General features: G+C 39.8%; 17 protein-coding genes. 11 read left to right on the forward strand and 6 right to left on the reverse strand.

Annotated elements, in window-relative coordinates; genetic code table 11:
• Window positions 1-20: 20 nt before the first annotated feature.
• From rph to DK207_RS14530, 3 genes are all read left to right on the forward strand, one after another.
• Entirely contained in the window at window positions 21-737 is a 717-nt protein-coding gene (gene rph / locus DK207_RS14515; protein WP_004637386.1) for a ribonuclease PH, read from the forward strand.
• Window positions 738-1,054: 317 nt separating this feature from the next.
• Window positions 1,055-3,235 carry a phosphocholine-specific phospholipase C gene (locus DK207_RS14520; protein WP_109441801.1) on the forward strand — a complete coding sequence of 727 codons (2,181 nt, stop codon included), beginning with the start codon at window positions 1,055-1,057 and terminating at the stop codon, window positions 3,233-3,235.
• 524 nt (window positions 3,236-3,759) lie between these two features.
• Window positions 3,760-3,951, forward strand: coding sequence for a hypothetical protein (locus DK207_RS14530; RefSeq protein WP_109441803.1), 192 nt, complete (start codon window positions 3,760-3,762; stop codon window positions 3,949-3,951).
• Here the strand turns inward: DK207_RS14530 and nadC are convergent.
• Entirely contained in the window at window positions 3,948-4,793 is an 846-nt protein-coding gene (gene nadC, locus DK207_RS14535; protein WP_109441804.1) for a carboxylating nicotinate-nucleotide diphosphorylase, read from the reverse strand. The two genes, DK207_RS14530 and nadC, sit on opposite strands and share 4 nt — an antisense overlap.
• A 143-nt stretch (window positions 4,794-4,936) precedes the next feature.
• Here nadC and ampD point away from each other — a divergent pair, with 143 nt between their 5' ends.
• A complete protein-coding gene (gene ampD, locus DK207_RS14540; protein ID WP_109441805.1) occupies window positions 4,937-5,503 on the forward strand; it encodes a 1,6-anhydro-N-acetylmuramyl-L-alanine amidase AmpD in 567 nt (188 codons plus the stop codon).
• 88 nt (window positions 5,504-5,591) lie between these two features.
• Window positions 5,592-7,142: a murein biosynthesis integral membrane protein MurJ gene (gene murJ / locus DK207_RS14545; RefSeq protein ID WP_171293699.1), complete on the forward strand. Its 1,551-nt coding sequence runs from the start codon at window positions 5,592-5,594 to the stop codon at window positions 7,140-7,142.
• Window positions 7,143-7,194: 52 nt separating this feature from the next.
• Here murJ and DK207_RS14550 read toward each other — a convergent pair whose 3' ends face one another.
• From DK207_RS14550 to DK207_RS14570, 5 genes are all read right to left on the reverse strand, one after another.
• Complete coding sequence (locus tag DK207_RS14550; protein ID WP_109441807.1) at window positions 7,195-7,878, reverse strand: FKBP-type peptidyl-prolyl cis-trans isomerase; 684 nt, start codon at window positions 7,876-7,878, stop codon at window positions 7,195-7,197.
• A gap of 59 nt (window positions 7,879-7,937) precedes the next feature.
• Entirely contained in the window at window positions 7,938-8,645 is a 708-nt protein-coding gene (locus DK207_RS14555; protein ID WP_109441808.1) for an FKBP-type peptidyl-prolyl cis-trans isomerase, read from the reverse strand.
• A gap of 197 nt (window positions 8,646-8,842) precedes the next feature.
• Complete coding sequence (locus tag DK207_RS14560; protein ID WP_109441809.1) at window positions 8,843-11,029, reverse strand: polysaccharide biosynthesis tyrosine autokinase; 2,187 nt, start codon at window positions 11,027-11,029, stop codon at window positions 8,843-8,845.
• A gap of 17 nt (window positions 11,030-11,046) precedes the next feature.
• Entirely contained in the window at window positions 11,047-11,475 is a 429-nt protein-coding gene (locus DK207_RS14565) for a low molecular weight protein-tyrosine-phosphatase (protein ID WP_109441810.1), read from the reverse strand.
• The gene (locus DK207_RS14570) at window positions 11,475-12,575 is read right to left on the reverse strand and encodes a polysaccharide biosynthesis/export family protein (protein ID WP_109441811.1); all 1,101 of its coding nucleotides are present in this window, start codon (window positions 12,573-12,575) and stop codon (window positions 11,475-11,477) included. The genes DK207_RS14565 and DK207_RS14570 overlap by 1 nt, the downstream gene beginning before the upstream one ends.
• A gap of 309 nt (window positions 12,576-12,884) precedes the next feature.
• Here DK207_RS14570 and wecB point away from each other — a divergent pair, with 309 nt between their 5' ends.
• The 6 genes from wecB (at window position 12,885) to DK207_RS14600 (ending at window position 19,525) form a co-directional block, all read left to right on the forward strand.
• Window positions 12,885-14,018 carry a non-hydrolyzing UDP-N-acetylglucosamine 2-epimerase gene (gene wecB / locus DK207_RS14575; RefSeq protein WP_109441812.1) on the forward strand — a complete coding sequence of 378 codons (1,134 nt, stop codon included), beginning with the start codon at window positions 12,885-12,887 and terminating at the stop codon, window positions 14,016-14,018.
• Between the two features lie 218 nt (window positions 14,019-14,236).
• On the forward strand, window positions 14,237-15,535 hold the full coding sequence (gene tviB / locus DK207_RS14580; RefSeq protein ID WP_109441813.1) for a Vi polysaccharide biosynthesis UDP-N-acetylglucosamine C-6 dehydrogenase TviB: 1,299 nt from the start codon (window positions 14,237-14,239) through the stop codon (window positions 15,533-15,535).
• Window positions 15,536-15,561: 26 nt separating this feature from the next.
• Window positions 15,562-16,512, forward strand: a complete 951-nt coding sequence (locus DK207_RS14585; RefSeq protein WP_109441814.1) for a Gfo/Idh/MocA family protein — start codon at window positions 15,562-15,564, stop codon at window positions 16,510-16,512.
• Window positions 16,509-17,090 carry a UDP-2-acetamido-3-amino-2,3-dideoxy-D-glucuronate N-acetyltransferase gene (wbpD, locus tag DK207_RS14590; protein ID WP_109441815.1) on the forward strand — a complete coding sequence of 194 codons (582 nt, stop codon included), beginning with the start codon at window positions 16,509-16,511 and terminating at the stop codon, window positions 17,088-17,090. The genes DK207_RS14585 and wbpD overlap by 4 nt, the downstream gene beginning before the upstream one ends.
• 2 nt (window positions 17,091-17,092) lie before the next feature.
• Window positions 17,093-18,178 carry a DegT/DnrJ/EryC1/StrS family aminotransferase gene (locus DK207_RS14595; RefSeq protein ID WP_109441816.1) on the forward strand — a complete coding sequence of 362 codons (1,086 nt, stop codon included), beginning with the start codon at window positions 17,093-17,095 and terminating at the stop codon, window positions 18,176-18,178.
• A gap of 3 nt (window positions 18,179-18,181) precedes the next feature.
• Window positions 18,182-19,525 (forward strand): lipopolysaccharide biosynthesis protein, encoded by a 1,344-nt coding sequence (locus DK207_RS14600; RefSeq protein ID WP_109441817.1) that lies wholly within the window; start codon window positions 18,182-18,184, stop codon window positions 19,523-19,525.
• Window positions 19,526-19,582: the final 57 nt, after the last annotated feature.

Raw genomic sequence — 19,582 nt, forward strand, 5'->3', positions numbered from 1 at the left:
CATAGTTTTAAGGAATCATTATGCGTATTGACCAGAGAGCATTAGACCAATTACGAGAGGTAAAAATTACCCGTAACTATACCCGTTACGCTGAAGGTTCAGTTTTGGTTGAGTTTGGTCATACCAAAGTGCTGTGTACAGCAAGCATTGACAACTCTGTTCCACGTTTTTTAAAAGGACAGGGGCAAGGTTGGGTGACTGCTGAATATGGCATGTTACCGCGTTCAACACATACCCGTAGTGATCGTGAAGCGGCACGTGGTAAGCAAAGTGGTCGTACTCAAGAGATTCAACGTTTAATTGGTCGTAGTTTACGTGCCATGGTGGATTTGAAGAAGTTAGGTGAAAACACCATTACGATTGACTGTGATGTGATCCAAGCGGATGGCGGAACGCGTACCGCAGCAATTACAGGTGCAGCAGTGGCTTTGGTTGATGCAATGAATGTATTGCTGAGCAACAAAAAAATTAAACAAGACCCTTTAAAAGGTCTGATCGCTGCAATCTCGGTGGGAATGTATCAAGACGAAGTTCTCCTCGATTTATGCTACGAAGAAGATTCAAATTGCCAAACGGATTTAAACGTGGTGATGACACAAGCGGGTGAATTTATTGAAATTCAGGGAACGGCGGAAGATAAGCCGTTTACTCGCCAACAGTGTAATGCCATGTTAGAGCTTGCAGAAAAAGGAATCGCAGAATTGATTCAAAAGCAACAGCAAGCACTCGGTTGGTAAGTTCCAGTTGATAGTGCGGGCGGTCTGGTTTTTTTAGACCGCCTTTTTTTTATCGATGAAGATGTCATCGAATTGCTATAAATCCATCATTGAACTGTCATTTACATTGTATTGACTATCTGCACGAATATTTTAACGGATAGCAAAATGCGATATTTCTTATTAGCCCTGTTAAGCAGTAGCTTTCTCTTATTAAGCGCATGCGACGAAAATAATAATGGCGATACCAATAACACAACGCCAGATCCAAAGCCGCCAACATCAAACTGCAAAATTCATTGTGCCCCATAAGAACAATAATTAAGGACATATAACCCATGAATCGTCGTGATTTTTTATTGAATTCAACCAAAGCTTTGTTTGGAACAGCAGCACTTACGAGTTTTCCACTCAGTATCCAAAAAGCCCTCGCTATCGATGCCAAAGTGGAAACTGGGACGATCAAAGATGTCAAACATGTGGTGATTTTGACCCAAGAAAACCGTTCTTTTGATAATTATTTTGGCACATTGAAAGGAGTACGAGGTTTTGGTGATCGCTTCACTATTCCTCTTAGCCAAAAGCGAAAGGTTTGGGAGCAGTATGACGCAAATAAAAACAAAGTTTATCCATATCACTTGGACAGCACTCAGGGCAATGCCCAACGAGTAAGTGGAACGCCCCATTCATGGACAGATGGTCAGTTTGCTTGGGATCATGGTCGCATGGGGGATTGGGTTAAATACAAACAACCTCATTCAATGGGTTACTACAAACAACAAGAAGTTGAGTTTCAATTCGCCTTAGCGAATGCTTTTACCTTATGTGATGCATACCACTGTGCGATGCATACAGGAACAAATTCAAATCGTATGTTTATTTGGACAGGAACCAATGGTCCAACTGCAGCAAATGTTGCAAGTGTAGTCAATGATCTAGATTCAATTGGATCATCTTTGATTGGATATGATTGGACGACCTATCCAGAGCGGTTACAACAAGCGGATGTGACATGGAAAGTTTATCAAAATATGCCAGATAACTTTACCGATAATCCTTTAGCTGGCTTTAAAAAGTACCGCCGTGCCAATGAATTATCGGGTAAACCTGTCAATCATATTACCGCTTGCCCAGCTTATGATCCTGCGATTGATACCCATCAACCTTTATATAAAGGGATAGCCAATACCATGCCAGATGGTGGTTTTTTGGCTTCATTTAAAGATGATATTGCTCAAGGACAATTGCCACAAGTGAGTTGGGTAATTGCACCAGCAACTTATAGTGAGCATCCTGGTCCCTCTAGTCCAGTACAGGGTGCTTGGTATATCCAAGAGGCTTTAAATGCGCTCACAGACAATCCTGAACTCTGGAGCCAGACAGTCTTCTTAATTAATTTTGATGAGAATGATGGTTTCTTTGACCATGTACCATCTCCTAGCGCGCCATCGAAGGATGCCTCGGGGACAGTACATGGAAAGTCGACTTTAAATGAAGAGCAGATGTCCTATGAATATGCGACACATGGCAAAGCCTCTTTAGGCCAACCAAACTTTACTGATCCAAAAGTGAGTAATGGGATCGGCGTTTATGGTCCTGGTGTCCGAGTACCGATGTATATTCTTTCCCCATGGAGTCGTGGCGGATGGGTGAATTCACAAGTATTTGACCACTCTTCAGTAATCCGATTTTTGGAGCAATGTTTTGGTGTGGAAGAGCCAAATATTAGTCCATATCGTCGAGCGGTGTGTGGTGACTTAACCTCAGCTTTTGATTTTAAAACACCCAATCTTTTACCTTTGCCAAATCTTGTAGGGCAGAAAAGTAAAGCTGAGGCAGATGCGATTCGTAAAGCACAAGAGCGTTTGGCGCAAGTCAGTCGTCCTTCAAATCAAAGTCATCCAGTGCAAGAGATGGGTATTCGTCCATCACGAGCTTTGCCTTATGTTTTGCATAGCAGCGCAAAAGTTGATGTATCGAATAAAACGGTGCAGCTCATGTTTTCAAATACAGGAACACACGCCGCAGTCTTTCATGTATATAACAAATTAAATTTAGAGGCGATTCCACGTCGATATATGGTTGAGGCGGGTCAGCAATTGGATGATGTATGGCAGACTCAAGATGAACAGTACGATTTATGGGTATTGGGACCCAATGGTTTTCATCGCCATTTCACTGGAAATTTGACCCAGTCGATACAAATCCAAGCACAGCCAGAGATTCGCGTGTGTATGGAGGAGTGCGACCCTAAACTAATCTTGAAAGTACGGAATGAGGGTATGCAGACTGCCAAGCTGATTGTAAAAGCCAATGCCTATTTACCTAATCAAACATGGCAAATCGAAACGACAGCCACTGAGAAAGAATTAAACTGGGAGATGTCTGACTTTGGTGGTTGGTATGATTTTACCGTGAGCATTGAAAATGATCCAAGTTACAGCCGACGCTTTGCAGGCCGTATTGAAACCAATCAAGACTCTATTTCAGATCCATATATGGGTTTTATTGAAACCTAGAGGCTTTCATTGATTTTGAATAGTCATCCATAGGCAGTCTAACGGAGATGTTAGGCTGCTTATGGATGAAATACTAACGAATAAGGAACCAGTAGACACAGAATAAAATAATAAACAGCCAAGCCAGAAAACCGACAATACACACTTCATCGCTATCAAATCTTACACGCTGATGTCGACGATAAAAATGGACAAGACAATATCCCGTCGTACGAAATAATCCTTCAACAATAATTTGTCCAATGATCCTAAAAATAATGTCGATAAAAATGAATCTGAGAATTTTAAAAATGACATGAAATACGCTTTCAAATATGCTGTCCATCTTGTTTAATTAATTTTTATTTTAAATTGAGATGTTTAGCATTATATGCGTGTATGAAATAAAACGAAAGTAGCCCGAACATCTCTCGGAAACATAAGCGCAATCAGCTTTTGCATAAAGTAACAGAGCGTCTCTGATTTATCCCATTTTATTTTGATAGATTGAGCAAAAATTGAAATGAAGAACAATAGGGGAAATGATGTTACAGATTTTTCTGGTCTTTTTAACTGCAGTCACGTTTGTATTGATGGCAGTTGATCCACGTTCAAATGATGTGACCGAGTCAAAATCAGCGTGGACTGAACAGACCAAAGCACCTGATCATTCAAAACCAGATGCTTCGTTTACTAATCAATCAACGATGCATAAAAATGATTCCGAGCAGATTTAAGCATTAAAACGCATTGATAAATCAACCGCTCTTACATCTTTAGTGAGCACACCCATTGAAATGTAATCTACGCCTGTCGTTGCCACTTCACGTAAATTTTCAATGGTGATATTGCCAGAAGCTTCTAATTTACAGCGACCTGCAACATGTTTTACAGCATCAATCATTTGTTGCTGACTAAAGTTATCTAACATGACAATATCCGCACCTGCCTCAAGTGCCTGATTGAGTTCGCCCCAAGTTTCAACTTCAACTTCGACAGGTTTACCTGGCGCGATTTCATGGGCTTTGGTAATCGCTTGTGCAATACCACCCGCTGCCATGATGTGATTTTCTTTAATCAGGAAGGCATCAAATAAACCTAAACGATGGTTTTGACCACCACCTACAGCCACTGCATATTTTTGTGCGATGCGTAAACCAGGTAAGGTTTTTCGTGTATCGAGTAGTTTGGTATGTAAGCCATCCAGTTGTTTTACATAACTGGCTGTTTTGGTTGCAACTGCTGAAAGTGTCTGGATAAAGTTTAAAGCTGGACGTTCCACTGTCAATAAACTACGGGCTGAACCTGCAAGCTTTAAAAAAGCTTCATTGGCAGTCACAACATCACCTTCTTGTTTTAACCAAGTGACTTGAACCGTGTTGTCATAAGCTTGAATCAGTGCATTGACCCAAGGTTGACCCGCCAAGACCATTTCTTCACGGCTAATAATGGTTGCAGTTGCTTGTTCATCTGCTGGTGTGAGCATGGCGGTGATATCACCGTCCCCAATATCTTCTTGTAATGCTTGTTGAATATTGATTTGAATAGATTGTTCAAGCAAAGATTGAGGAATACTCATACCATTTCCAGTAGATTTTGACTAAAAAACTTGGGGCTTATATTAGCACCCTCGGCTTAAAAAATAAGTATTTCATCTCGATTATTCTGGATAAAGCATGTCAAAATGGAAACATAAATATTAAATTGCTGATTCGAGTCACAATGTCACAATCTAGATTTACGCAAGTGCAAGATGGAATATTATTGGGTGCAACACAGATTGCATCACCAAATTTTAATGTACGCCCCCCTGATACCGATATTCAATTGATTGTGATCCATAACATCAGCTTACCGCCGTCGCAGTTTGGTGGTGGTTATATTCAGCAGTTTTTTCAGAATCAATTGGACTGGTCTGTGCACCCTTATTTTCAGACCATTGAAGGTATGCAGGTGTCCGCACATCTTTTGATTTTACGTACAGGTGAAGTGATTCAATTTGTGAACTTTCATGATCGTTCGTGGCATGCAGGACGTTCTAGCTATCTCGCTCAAAAAGAATGTAATGATTATTCGATTGGGATTGAGCTAGAGGGGAGTGATGATCTGCCATTTGAGCCTGAACAATATCAAGCCTTAGTTGAGGTGGTGCACACACTGCGTCAAGCATATCCTAAGATTCAACGCCATATTGCAGGGCATTCGGATATTGCACCTCAGCGTAAAACTGATCCAGGCCCATATTTTGATTGGCAATTATTTCGTAATATGCTCGCGAAACACAAATGAAGTGAAAAAACAGCATCAGATTTATGATTCTACAACGAAATTTGTTTGAACTTTTATTACAATAACGCTTTTGAAAAATAAGCCGTAGGTGAGTGCGATGGCATTGTGGCGATCGACTGTTATTGTCAGTGCAATGACGATGTTATCTCGAGTACTTGGATTGGTACGAGACATTGTACTGCTCAATGTTTTTGGTGCAGGTAAGGACTTCGATACCTTTGTCGTGGCGTTTCGTATTCCCAACTTTTTTCGACGGTTGTTTGCGGAAGGGGCATTTTCACAAGCTTTTATTCCTGTTTTGACGGAATATAAAACCAGTCGTACCCATGCTGAAGTCCAAATTCTCATTAGCCGTGTGTTTGGATGTTTATTGACGGCAATGTCACTGCTGACGCTGATTGCAATGATTGCTGCACCTGTGATCATCTATATCTATGCACCTGGCTTTCATAAAGATCCAGAAAAATTTGCACTTGCGGTAGATTTGTTTCGCCTCACTATTCCTTATTTGATGTTTATGTCACTGACGGCTTTTGCCAGCAGTATTTTAAATAGTTATGGCTCTTTTGCCTCACCTGCATTTGCCCCCGTATTACTGAACATTGCAATGATCGCAGGTGCATGGTGGCTGACACCTTTTATGGCAGAACCGATCATGGCGCTAGGGTGGGCAGTGGTGGTAGCAGGTGTACTGCAACTGGCGATCCAGATTCCTGAATTATGGAAAAAGAAATTATTGATTCCACCAAAAGTTGACTTTAAACACGAAGGTGTGGATCGCATCTTAAAATTAATGCTACCCGCATTATTTGGTGTTTCTGTCACGCAAATCAATTTATTACTGAATACCATCTGGGCATCGTTTATGCAAGATGGGTCAGTGTCGTGGTTGTATAGTGCTGAACGTATGACTGAGCTGCCATTAGGTCTGATTGGGGTCGCGATTGGTACCGTGATTTTACCTTCATTGTCGGCTCGTCATGCGGAACAGGATCAAACAAAGTTTAGAGGAATGTTGGATTGGGCAGCAAAGATCATCATGTTGGTGGGCATTCCAGCCAGCATCGCTTTATTTATGTTGTCTACACCGATTATTCAGGCCTTATTCCAACGCGGTGAGTTTACCTTACAAGATACTCAAATGACCGCTTTGGCCTTGCAATGTATGAGTGCAGGCGTCATTTCATTTATGCTGATCAAAGTTTTTGCCCCAGGATTTTATGCCCAGCAAGATACTAAGACACCTGTGCGTGTAGGCTTAATCGCTGTTGCTGCGAATGCGATTTTAAATGTTCTCTTCATTGGCTTATTCAAATTGAATGGCTGGGAGGCGGAGCACATGGCGTTGGCGATGGCGTCTTCAGGCTCGGCTTTAGTGAATGCAGGCTTACTCTATTACTATTTGCATAAGCGCAATATTTATCGCTTTGGGGCACATTGGAAGAAACTCGCTTTCCAATTTAGTGTTGCCAATATCGTGATGATTGCTGCCTTGTGGTATGGCTTAACGTGGTATCAAGGTGATATTTCACAGTGGTTGCGTGTTGCTGAGGTTATGGGCTTATGTGTGATTGGCGTGGTTGCCTATGTAGTTGGATTGGTGGTAACAGGATTTAGACCAAGACATTTGAAACATTAAATATAAGTGTTAAAAGCCCCCTCCTTTTATAAAGGAGGGAGACAAAATTAAATTATTTTACTTCGATGAGCTCAATTTCAAAAATCAGTGTGCTGTTTGGACCAATCGCGTCACCTGCACCGACTTCACCATACGCGAGATTCGAAGGAATAAAGAAACGACTTTTACCCCCTTCTTTCATGGTTTGTAGACCTTCAGTCCAGCCTGGAATTACTTGACTGAGTTTAAATTCGACTGGTTGATTGCGGGCAATTGAACTATCAAAAACGGTACCATCAAGTAAACGTCCTTCATAGTTAACCTTTACCGTTGCACTTGCTTTAGGTGACTTTCCTTTGCCTGCTTGCAGTACTTGATACTGTAAACCTGATCTCGTGGTTACTATATTGGCTTTTTTACGATTTTCTATTAAGAACGCTTTACCGAGTTTATCATTTTCTTGGGCAAGCTCTTGAAACTCAACCAGTTGTTTGGCTTCTATGCGTTTTTTATACTGATTGAGGACATTGGCCATTTCTTCATCGCTTAAGGATGCTGGCTTGCCTTGAGTCGCTTCTTTTAAGCCTTGTATAAAAGCCTCAATATTTAAATCTTTGAGGGTATTTGCATTGCCTTTACCCATTAAATAACCGTAGCTATAACCCAACTGCTCTTGTTGCGGGCTTTTCAAAGTGATTGGTGCAGCATAAGCGCTACCCATCAGCATACTCATTAAAATTAAACTAAATTTTTTCATTATTTCTTCCAGAATGCTTTTCCAAAAATAAGGGAGAGCACATGCTCTCCCTATATCTATTATTTAACCGTGATGAGTTCGACATCAAAAATCAAAGTGCTATTTGGTGGAATAGAACCAGGAACTCCCTGAGCACCATAACCTAAGTTTGCAGGAATGTATAAAGTTGCTTTACCGCCTTCTTTCATCAATTGTAAGCCTTCGGTCCAACCAGGAATCACTTGATTGAGTGGGAATTCGATTGGCTCACCGCGATCATAAGAACTGTCAAATACCTTACCGTCAGTCAACTGACCTTTGTAATGTACTTTCACTACTGAAGCTGCAGTTGGCTGTTTACCTGTACCTTCTTTAGTAATTTTATATTGCAAGCCCGAAGCAGTGGTTTTGATGCCTTCTTTCTTGGCATTTTCCGTTAAGAATGTATTGCTGGTTGCTTCAGCTTTTTGAGACTCTTCGATTTGCTTTTGTTGCATATCTTGTTGAAACGCTACGTAAGCGGCTTGTAACTCTTCCTCGGTATAAGCAGCAGGTTTATCTGCATGTCCATCACGGAAACCTGTGATAAATGCGCTTGTTTCTAACTCTGGAGGAGTCTGTTTTGCTACTTCATAACCTAAGGCATAACTAATTTTAGCAACTGGGGCTGCATTTTTATCAGCTTTACTACCAAGCTCAGTCGCAGGATGTTGAGTGGCATAATAAATTGGAACAAGGGCTGCACCGCCTAAAACGGCTGCGACAATAACAGGTAACGCTTTACTCATGAGATGTCCAAAATTGAGATTTTGATAAAAAAATATGGCATTGATCTTAGCATGTCTCTGCTTTCGCATTGAATAACTGATCAGAAAAATGCGTGTATTTTTTATAGGCTTTATGTTTTTTAAAAGATGTCATTGTCTTGTTTTGCAATAAAGCCAGATCATTGATCTGGCTTTATCATTATGCAAGCAGAGAGAACTTAGTCATCTTTGTTATTTGCTTTGTAGGCATAAGCATAGTTATAACCATAGCCATAACCACCGCTGGCACGTTGAATATCATTCAAGATGAATCCATTCACTTTAACACCAGCTTGATCGAAACGATTTAAACTGAGCTCAAGTTCTTTAATGTGTGATTTCGCATAACGAGCAACCAATAAAGTGACCCCAACGTATTGTGAAATGATAATACCATCCGTTACTGCCAAAATCGGTGGCGTATCGATGATGATATGGTCATATTGAGAACTGAGTGTTTCAAGCAATGTTTTAAACTGTTCAGAGCTTAAAATTTCAGATGGATTGGCTGGGTTTTTTCCTCGAGTCATAATACTCAAGCCCGACACTTCAGTTTCATGAATCACTTGGTTCAGTTCAGCTTGGCCAGTCAATAATTCAGCAAGTCCTGGTTTCACATCTTTGCTAAAGTATTTATGCAAATACCCGCGACGTAGGTCGGCATCAATCAACAATACCTTTTTATTACTCTGAGCAAAGATCGTTGCAAGATTAGTTGAAATGAATGACTTACCTACCTCAGGTGCTGGACCTGCAATCATTATAATATTGTTTTTGGCGTTGCTTAGTGCAAAGTGAATTGCGGTACGAATACTCCGTAAACTTTCAATCGCAATATCATCGCTATTTTTAACAGCCAAAATTGGAATGCTCTTTTTCTTTTTCAGGATACTCATACGAGTTTCTTGAACAGGAGAGCGAGGTACTGTTGCATAAACGGGTAGATCAAGCTCTCGTTCAATCTGAGACGAATCTTTAATCCCGGTACGTAGCATATTACGTAATAAAGCGATCAACGTCCCAAGGAAACCACCTAAGAAAACTGCAAGTATAAGAATTTGAAGTTTTTTCGGCTTAATCGGCTCTACAGGTTCTACTGCAGTATCCACAATACGCACATTACCAATTTCACCCGCTTTCGCAATACGAAGCTGCTGATATGAGTTTAACAACGCCGTGTATAATTGCGTGTTGACTTCAACTTCACGATAAAGCTGTAAATATTGTCTTTGTAAATCAGGTAATTGTTTCAATGTGCTGTTCAGATCGGCGATTTGTTTGTTCAGTGCAGTAATTTGTGCATTAATCTCACGCATTGCTGGGTGTTCAGCTGTGTATTTAGCTGCAATATCTGCTTGTTTTTGTTCAAGTTCAATCTTTCTAGTTTCTAAAGTAATACTTTGAGTGAGATATAACTCAGACTCTTTGGTAACGTCCACAGTATTGTACTGTTGGCGGAACTTATTGAACTCGCGCTCAGCTTTGTCGAGTTGTTGTTTTAACTCTGGCAATTGCTCATCCAAAAACTTGAGGGTTTGAGCCGTTTCAGCGGATTTGCGTGCGACATTTTGTGCGCTATAAGCGGATAAGATTGCATTGAGCACTTTGGTGATGTGTTGTTTATCTTCACCTTGATAGCTCAGTCCTAAAATTCCAGTTAATTTACCTTTTTCTGCAACGGAGTACCTAGCACTAATTGATTTTACTGCAGATGGTAAAGAGCGTTTACGAATCAGGTAGTCAGTCTCTAGTTGATCTCTTGAGAAAACACTAAGTTTCCATACCCCATAACGATTTGAAAGTTGATTAACTTGATTTAATGGCGCAGACAAGAGTATCTCATCTGTTTGTGTATCAATTAATTCAAACTGATCCGCTTTAAAGTTTAAGTTGAGTGTTTTGTCCAAAAACGCTTGCGGAACATCAAATTGACGAACTTCAAAGGACTTTTGACCATCTTGAAATGTGATGCCTTTAGGAGCATATTCGATAGCATCATCAGGTTTTCCAAGTAACCGTTGTGCAAAAGTATCATTCGGATTTGAAATATTGATATCGAGGTTTAATGCTTGAATCACTGAGCCAAGGACTAAGCGCGATTTTAAAATTTCGATTTCAGATTGGGCAGGGGATTTTTGGTCAACAACCTGAGAAAGATCACCCAGAAGTGCAGCTGAAGCACCTTTACTACTTTCAACTTGTACTAGCGCATCGACGGAATATGTATTTGGTGTGGTACGCAGATATAACAATGCACATACAAGACTGAGCATGACGCATAATGCGATGAGTTTCCATTGCGCCAGTAGCGCAAAGAAAAGTTCCTTTAAGTCAATCGTATCTTCAGTATTGGTATTTTGGCTCATAATCTTAAATCTAAAAGTTAAATATATTTTTTCCAATCAGCCACGCACTGCTGAATCAGCTGGCATGTACTATCAAAAAAAGCTTGATCATGTTGATAGGGATCGGACACATTTTTATTTTGCCAATGTCCTAGGCGAAAGACTTTGCCTTTAGCAAATGGCCATGTTTGTTCAATATGTTTTTGTTGATTTTGACTCATCACCAAAACCAAATCCGCATTTTTAAGATGTTCGGCTTTTAGCTTTTTTGCAATATGTGCACTCATATCGATATCAAGTGCTTGCATGCAATGCAGCGCTTTTTCATCTGCTGGATGACCTGTTAAACCTGAGATACCAGCAGATTCAATATGAAGTTGGGGATAGGCTTGCTTTAACAAATATTCTGCCATCGGGCTACGACAGATATTTCCTACACAGATCACCAAGATATTTTTAATCTGCATCAGTTCCCCAAACGATCAATATTATATAAAGCACTTGAGAATGGAATAATTTGGTTGACCACGCGCTGCCAACGGGTTAAACCAGTTGCATCTACATAGACGATATCGTTACTACGCAATTTAAATTGATTGGCGAGGCCAAAATCACCCAAACTCATCAAATTCATATGATAAAGTGCGGTGCTGCGATCATTTGGATTGGTTCTCAGTACGTAAATGCGGCTAGCGCTAGCTGATAGAGGGTTGATCCCTAAGCTCTCACCTAAAGCATCACTTAAGGTCATGCCTTGATCACGCATAGGTAACGCCTGATTCTTACCAGATTCACCCATCACATAAATTTTTTGATTCTCTCTCGTGCTCACATAAATCGTATCATTGGGTTGTACTAAAAGTTTATGTAGTGAGTAGCCTGACTTTTCAAGTTCAATTGTGTTCAGATCGTAAGTTTGACCATTACGGATGAGCTGAATATAAGTATTTGCGCCTTTGTCATTAATGCCACCCGCCATACCGAGTGCAGTATAAATACTGGTTGGTTGGTCATTTAAATAAAATTGACCACCACGAAGCACACTGCCTTGTACTGAATAACGTTGGCCCTGATAAGACAAGACACGAACAATAACATCAGGATTTTTTAAATAACGTGCAAACTGGCTACGTAGCTCAGTATTTAGCTGCGCCAAGCTTTTCCCTGCAGCTTTATAACGACCGACTAAAGGCAGTTGAATGTAACCACTCGAATCAATTGGGTAACCTAAAGCTTGGACAGCTTGCTCATTGCTGACTGAGGTGGTTGGTGGAGTAATTTCAGGATAAGCCCAAAGTTGAATGGAAAGCACATCACCTGCACTTAAGTGATAGCTAACTTGTTGTTTTTGAAATAAAGCGTTGTATTGGTGTTGATAGTTCACTTGTGCGGGTTGTATAGCAACTAAGTTTTCCTGATCTATCTTAATGACATTGACCGTTGTTCCCAGATCGGTGGTATACACCCCTTCTGCTGGGATGTCATAGGTTTGTAAGCCCGAGGTAACAGCACAACTAGTTGCAGCGATACTCACCGCGAGAATAGAAAAAAGCTGATAATACTTCACACACGACCCTTGATTATTTATATCTAATTAATATCAGTAGCCAGAAAACTCACTGTCTTGAGGCCCAGAATTTGTCCAATTCTAGCTGAAAAAACTCAAAAAAGCATTGAGAAATATAGGGGCTTTGTATGTTTAGTATTACTGCAATGATCGACATTTATAAACAGACTTTTCTTTTCTGTGAGGATTTTTCCGCTCTGAACAGAACCTTTTTATTGTAACTTCATGAAGTAAAAACGTTCTGAACAGTTTTCGTTGAGAGGATGTATTGTATGATAGCTTTGCATAAAAAATAATAGGTGAGATCAAATGAAAAAAAGAATTTTACTGATATTCGGTACACGACCAGAAGCAATTAAAATGGCACCTTTAGTATTAAAATTACAAGCATACGATCAAGACTTTGAAACCAAGGTATGTGTGACGGGACAGCATCGTCAGATGTTAGATCAAGTTTTAGAATTATTTAATTTAACACCTGATTTTGATCTTAATTTAATGAAACCTGGACAAACCTTATCGGATGTAACTTCAGGTGTTTTGAAAGGGCTTGAACAGGTATTTGCAGAGTGGATGCCGGACCTGATTCTTGTTCATGGTGATACCGCGACAACATTTGCTGCTTCATTAGCGGGTTATTATCATAAAATTAAAATTGGTCATGTCGAAGCAGGATTGCGGACAGGTGATCTCTACTCCCCTTGGCCAGAAGAGGCAAATCGTCAACTCACGGGTGTTCTCGCAAATTATCACTTTGCACCGACTCAGTCATCCTATCAGAATTTGATGAATGAGAATGTTAACCCTGCAACTGTAGTGATTACAGGGAATACCGTGATTGATGCTTTACTACAGGTTAAAACCAAAGTAGAGCAACAGCAGCAACTCATTCAGAAGTTCGAGCAAGAATTTAGCTTTTTAGATAAAAGTAAAAAACTAATTTTAGTCACTGGGCATCGTCGTGAGAATTTCGGGCAAGGTTTTCTCAATATTTGTACTGCTTTGGCAAACCTTGCAAAAAAATATCCTGATATTCAGATCGTTTACCCTGTCCATCTAAACCCAAATGTACAGCAACCTGTAAATGAGTTGCTGGCAAATATTAATAATGTTTTTCTGATCGCACCTCAGGATTATTTACCCTTTGTTTATTTGATGAATCGTAGTTATTTAATTTTGACCGACTCAGGTGGTATCCAAGAAGAAGCTCCTTCTTTAGGCAAACCAGTTTTAGTCATGCGAGATACAACTGAACGTCCTGAAGCTCTTGAGGCAGGAACGGTGCGCTTAGTAGGCACCGATGTGAATACAATTGAAAACGCTGTGATTGATTTATTAGAAAATCTAACAACCTACAAGATGATGTCCGAAGCACACAATCCCTATGGTGATGGCACAGCTAGTCAAACAATCGTTGACTTTATGATAAGTAAATTGATTTAAACATTACTAAGTATAAAACTTACCACTTAATTTATAATATTGTGATGGACTTCACGATATAGGGTCGGCAGTGTATAGGTTATGAAAGCTTGTAAACACATTCATACAATTGAAATGTAGAGGCTATAAAAAATCTACTATATAGTACGCGCAATTATTTCATTGCTGTTCTATGCAGTATCTACAGATAAAAATTGTAAGGGATAAGGCTTCAATTTATGCTAACACTTGCCGAGTTAAAAATAGCAATTATTGGTTTAGGGTATGTCGGTTTGCCACTGGCAGTTGAATTTGGTAAGAAAGTCTCGGTTGTTGGATTTGATATTCATCAAAAACGTGTAGATGAACTTAAAAGTGGGCAAGATCACACGCTAGAAGTTTCGCCAGAAGAATTAAAGCAAGCCTCTCATTTGAGCTATACAGCAGATTTAGACGATTTAAAAGATTGTAATTTTTTTATTGTCACCGTTCCTACACCTGTTGATGAGGTAAACCGCCCAGACTTAACGCCTTTAAGAAAGGCGAGCGAGACCTTAGGTAAGGTGATTAAAAAAGGCGATATCGTTGTTTACGAATCTACCGTTTATCCTGGTGCTACCGAAGAAGTCTGTATTCCTGTGCTTGAGCAAATTTCAGGCTTAAAGTTTAATCAGGATTTCTTTGCAGGTTATAGTCCAGAACGGATTAATCCTGGCGATAAAGTGAACACGCTAACCAAGATTAAGAAAATTACCAGTGGTAGTACACCAGAAGTTGCAGATTTTGTTGATCAGGTTTATGCAAGTATTATCACTGCCGGAACCCATAAAGCGTCAAGTATTAAAGTTGCAGAAGCAGCCAAGGTCATCGAAAACACACAGCGAGACTTAAACATTGCCTTGGTAAATGAACTTTCGGTGATTTTTGATCGTTTGGGTATTGATACTATAGATGTACTTGAAGCTGCTGGCAGTAAGTGGAATTTCTTGCCATTCCGTCCAGGTCTGGTGGGAGGGCATTGTATTGGTGTCGATCCATACTATTTAACCCATAAAGCTGAAGAAGTGGGCTACCATCCACAGGTTATTTTGGCCGGTCGTCGTATTAATGACAATATGGCACGCTATGTGGCGCGTAATACCATTAAGCGTATGCTACAAAATGGTATTGATGTGCCTCGTGCAAAAGTAGGCGTACTCGGCGTTACCTTTAAAGAAAACTGCCCGGATATCCGTAACAGTAAAGTCGCGGACTTGATTAGAGAGTTTGAAGCCTGGGGTGCTCAAGTGGTCGTTGCGGACCCGTGGGCAGATGCTAACGAAGTCAAGCATGAGTATGGAATCGAACTAGGTCAGGTCAATGCAGAACATCCTGTCGATGCACTTGTTGTTGCGGTGGGACATAATGAATTCCGTAACTTGTCTGCAGCCGAGCTAAAAAGCTATGTGCGCAGTAATCAACCTGTTCTTGCTGATGTCAAAGGGTTATTTGACCGTATAAGCATGACTGAACAAGGTTTTACAGTATTCCGTCTATAATTTAAAAATTGAAAAGAAGTGAAACGATGAAAAAATTTGCTCTTATCGGTGCGGCTGGATATATCGCACCCCGCCACCTGAAAGCGATCAAAGAAACAGGGAATACTTTGGCTGTAGCCATGGATGTAAATGACTCTGTCGGAATTATGGACAGTCACTTCCCTGAAGCAGAATTCTTTACTGAGTTTGAAGAATTTGAAGCCTATGTAGAAGACCAAAAATTAAAAGGTGAAAAGCTGGATTATGTTGCCATCTGCTCACCCAACTATTTACATGCCCCTCACATGAAATATGCGTTGAAAAACGGTATTGAAGTAATTTGTGAAAAACCATTGGTACTGAATTCAGAAGATTTAAATATGCTTTCAGAATATGAAAAGCAATATGGTGCTAAGGTAAACTCAATTTTACAGTTACGTTTACATCCGTCTATTATTGCCCTGCGCGATAAAGTTCAAGCTGCACCAGCAGATAAAGTATTTGATGTTGACCTGACTTATCTCACTTCTCGTGGTAAATGGTATTTAAAATCCTGGAAAGGGGTAGATAACAAATCGGGTGGGGTCGCGACCAATATCGGTGTGCATTTTTATGACATGCTGCATTTTATTTTTGGCAAGATTATTAAAAATGAAGTGCATTTCCGCGATGAAAAAACGGCTTCAGGTTATCTGGAATACGAACGTGCGCGCGTACGATGGTTCCTGTCAATTGATGCCAATAACCTTCCGGACAATGCAGTACAAGGTGAAAAACTGACTTATCGCAGTATTACCATTGAAAATGAAGAACTTGAGTTTTCAGGCGGCTTTACCGATCTTCATACCCAAAGCTACCAGCGTGTATTAGAGGGCAAAGGTTACGGTGTGGAAGAAAACCGAGCAGCGATTGAAACAGTTGAAGTCATTCGTGTTTCTCCTATTGTTGAAAACCCGGAAAATCCTCATCCATTATTGGCAAAGGTGAAAAAAGCATGAGCTTTTATCAACATGAAACAGCGATTGTTGATCAAGGTGCGCAAATAGGAAGCGATTCACGAGTTTGGCATTTTGTTCACGTATGTGGCGGTGCCAAAATCGGTCAAGGCGTATCTTTAGGACAAAACGTATTCGTTGGCAATAAAGTCGTTATTGGCGATCATTGTAAAGTTCAAAATAACGTGTCGGTATACGATAACGTGACCTTGGAAGAAGGCGTATTCTGTGGGCCGAGCATGGTATTTACCAATGTATATAACCCTCGCTCACTCATTGAGCGTAAAGATCAATATCGTGACACGCTGGTGAAAAAGGGTGCAACATTGGGTGCTAATTGCACTATTGTTTGCGGTGTGACGATTGGTGAATACTCGTTTGTTGGTGCAGGTGCGGTAATTAATAAAGACGTACCAGCATATGCATTGATGGTGGGTGTTCCAGCAAAACAAATTGGTTGGATGAGTGAGTTCGGTGAACAGTTAGATTTACCTTTAACCGGTAATGCAGAATCTGTGTGTTCACATACAGGTGCGATATACCGATTATCTGGTAGCACTGTAATCAAAGAACAGGCATAAAAATGATTGAATTTATTGATTTAAAAGCTCAGCAAGCTCGTTTAAAAGATAAGATTGAAGCGGGTATTCAAAATGTATTAACACATGGTCAATACATTTTAGGTCCAGAAGTAACTGAGCTGGAAGAAAAGTTAGCTGCCTATGTCGGTGCAAAATACTGTATTACATGTGCAAATGGTACAGATGCCTTGCAAATTGCACAAATGGCGTTTGGTATTGGGCCGGGTGATGAAGTAATCACGCCAGGGTTTACTTATATTGCTACTGCTGAAACAGTTGCACTTTTAGGTGCAAAACCTGTCTATGTTGATGTAAACCCGAAGACTTATAATTTAGATGTTGAAAAACTAGAAGCAGCCATTACCCCTCGTACAAAAGCCATTATTCCTGTAAGTTTATATGGCCAATGTGCAGACTTTGATGCAATCAATGCAATTGCTGAAAAGCATGGTATTCCTGTTATTGAAGATGCAGCGCAAAGCTTTGGTGCAACCTATAAAGGTCGTAAAAGCTGTAACTTGACTACAGTTGCTTGTACAAGTTTCTTCCCAAGTAAACCATTAGGGTGTTATGGAGATGGTGGTGCTATTTTTACCAATGATGATGAGTCGGCAAAAGTGATTCGCCAGATTGCACGTCACGGTCAGGACAAGCGTTACCATCATATCCGTGTGGGTGTGAATAGCCGTCTAGATACCATTCAGGCCGCCATTTTATTACCAAAGCTAGAAATTTTGGATGATGAAATGCAAGCTCGCCAAAAAGTAGCTGAAATTTATAATCAGTTATTTAATCAGGCAGGTATTCATACAACCCCATATCTTGAGCCACATAACACCAGTGCATGGGCACAATATACGATTCAGGTCGATAATCGTGCACATGTTCAGGAAAAATTAAAAGCTCAAGGAATTCCAACTGCGGTACATTATCCGATCCCTTTGAATAAACAACCTGCAGTGGCTGATGCAAGTGTGAGTTTGCCCGTCGGTGATGAAATTGCGGAAAGAGTTATGAGCTTGCCAATGCATCCCTACTTGACTGCAGAAGCTCAAGAAAAGATTGTTGCGGCACTTTTGAGTAAATAAGTTGTGAAAAGCTTTCTTGATAAAGTTAATGCCAAGTTAAATGCGCAAGGAGGCTTTTTAAAGTCTATTTCAATGTTAATAGGTGGTACTGCATTCGCTCATGCAATTACAGTTTTAGCTTTACCATTCATTACAAGACTATATACACCAGAAGACTTTTCCCAGTTAGCAATCTATACAAGTTTATTGGGTATATTTTCAGTTGTTGCATGTTTACGCTATGAAATAGCAATTCCATTGCCAGAAAGTGATACTGAAGCTGATAGTTTATTAGTAATATCAATCATTAATAGTACTTTATTTGCTATATTTTTAACTTTAGTATTAAACTTGTTTTCTATTTCAGTTGAAAATGCTTTAGGAAATAATTATTTTCCAGAAATATTATGGCTATTGCCATTAGGTGTATGGGCTGCAAGTTTGTATTCTGCGTTTAAATTTTGGAGTACAAGAGTAAAAGATTTTAAGAGTATAGCTCAAACTAAAATACAGCAGTCAACATCATCGGTAGTTACTCAGTTGGGATTAGGGTATTGGGGCTATACTTCAGTTGGCCTGCTTTTGGGACAGTTCTTATATAATAGTGCGGGTGTATTTAGCTTAATAAAAAAAAGAATTAAATATAAAAAAATAAGTTTTAATAATAAAAATATTTTAAAAACTTATAGCGCTTATAATTACTTTCCTAAGTATTCGGTTGGAGAAGCTTTATTTAATTCAGCAGGAGTTCATTTACCAATTTTATTTATAGCAGCTATCGCAGAAAGTAAAGAAGCGGGCTACCTGCTTTTGGCTAGTAAAATTATGATTATTCCAATGGTTTTAATTGGAGCTTCAGTTTCTCAAGTTTATTATGCGCATGCGAATGAAGCTAAAAATGAAAATAGATTATCAGAGTTTACCCAAGAGTGTATGGTTAAACTTGCTAAAATTGGTATTGCTCCAATTCTTTTTGTAGGAATGGTAGCACCTGTTTTTTTTCCTCTACTTTTTGGACAGGAATGGGAAAGAGCAGGTATTCTTGTTGCATGGATGACACCTTGGTTTATTCTACAATTTATTGTTTCACCAGTTTCAATGTCTTTACATGTAATAAGTCAGCAAAAACTTGCTCTTGTGATGCAGTTGATAGGACTGTTGTTAAAGCTAAGCTTAGTAGGGGTAGCTGTTACTTTTTACCAAGATAAAACTTCAGAGCTTTATGCAATAAGTGGTTTCATTTTTTATTTACTATATTTTTTATTAATCCTGTATAGTATACACATCGGAGGAAGCCGACGAGCGGACGCGTGTCTTGCGAGCTTGGCTAGTATGGTTCTGATGATTAAACGTTTGCGTGGTAGATGATAGGGTCGAGCTTGTATAATACTATAGTGTTAGCATCGATAGGAGTAGTTAGGGAGT

Origin of the sequence: Acinetobacter haemolyticus (assembly GCF_900406815.1) — a bacterium.
Classification (GTDB): Bacteria; Pseudomonadota; Gammaproteobacteria; order Pseudomonadales; family Moraxellaceae; genus Acinetobacter; species Acinetobacter haemolyticus_A.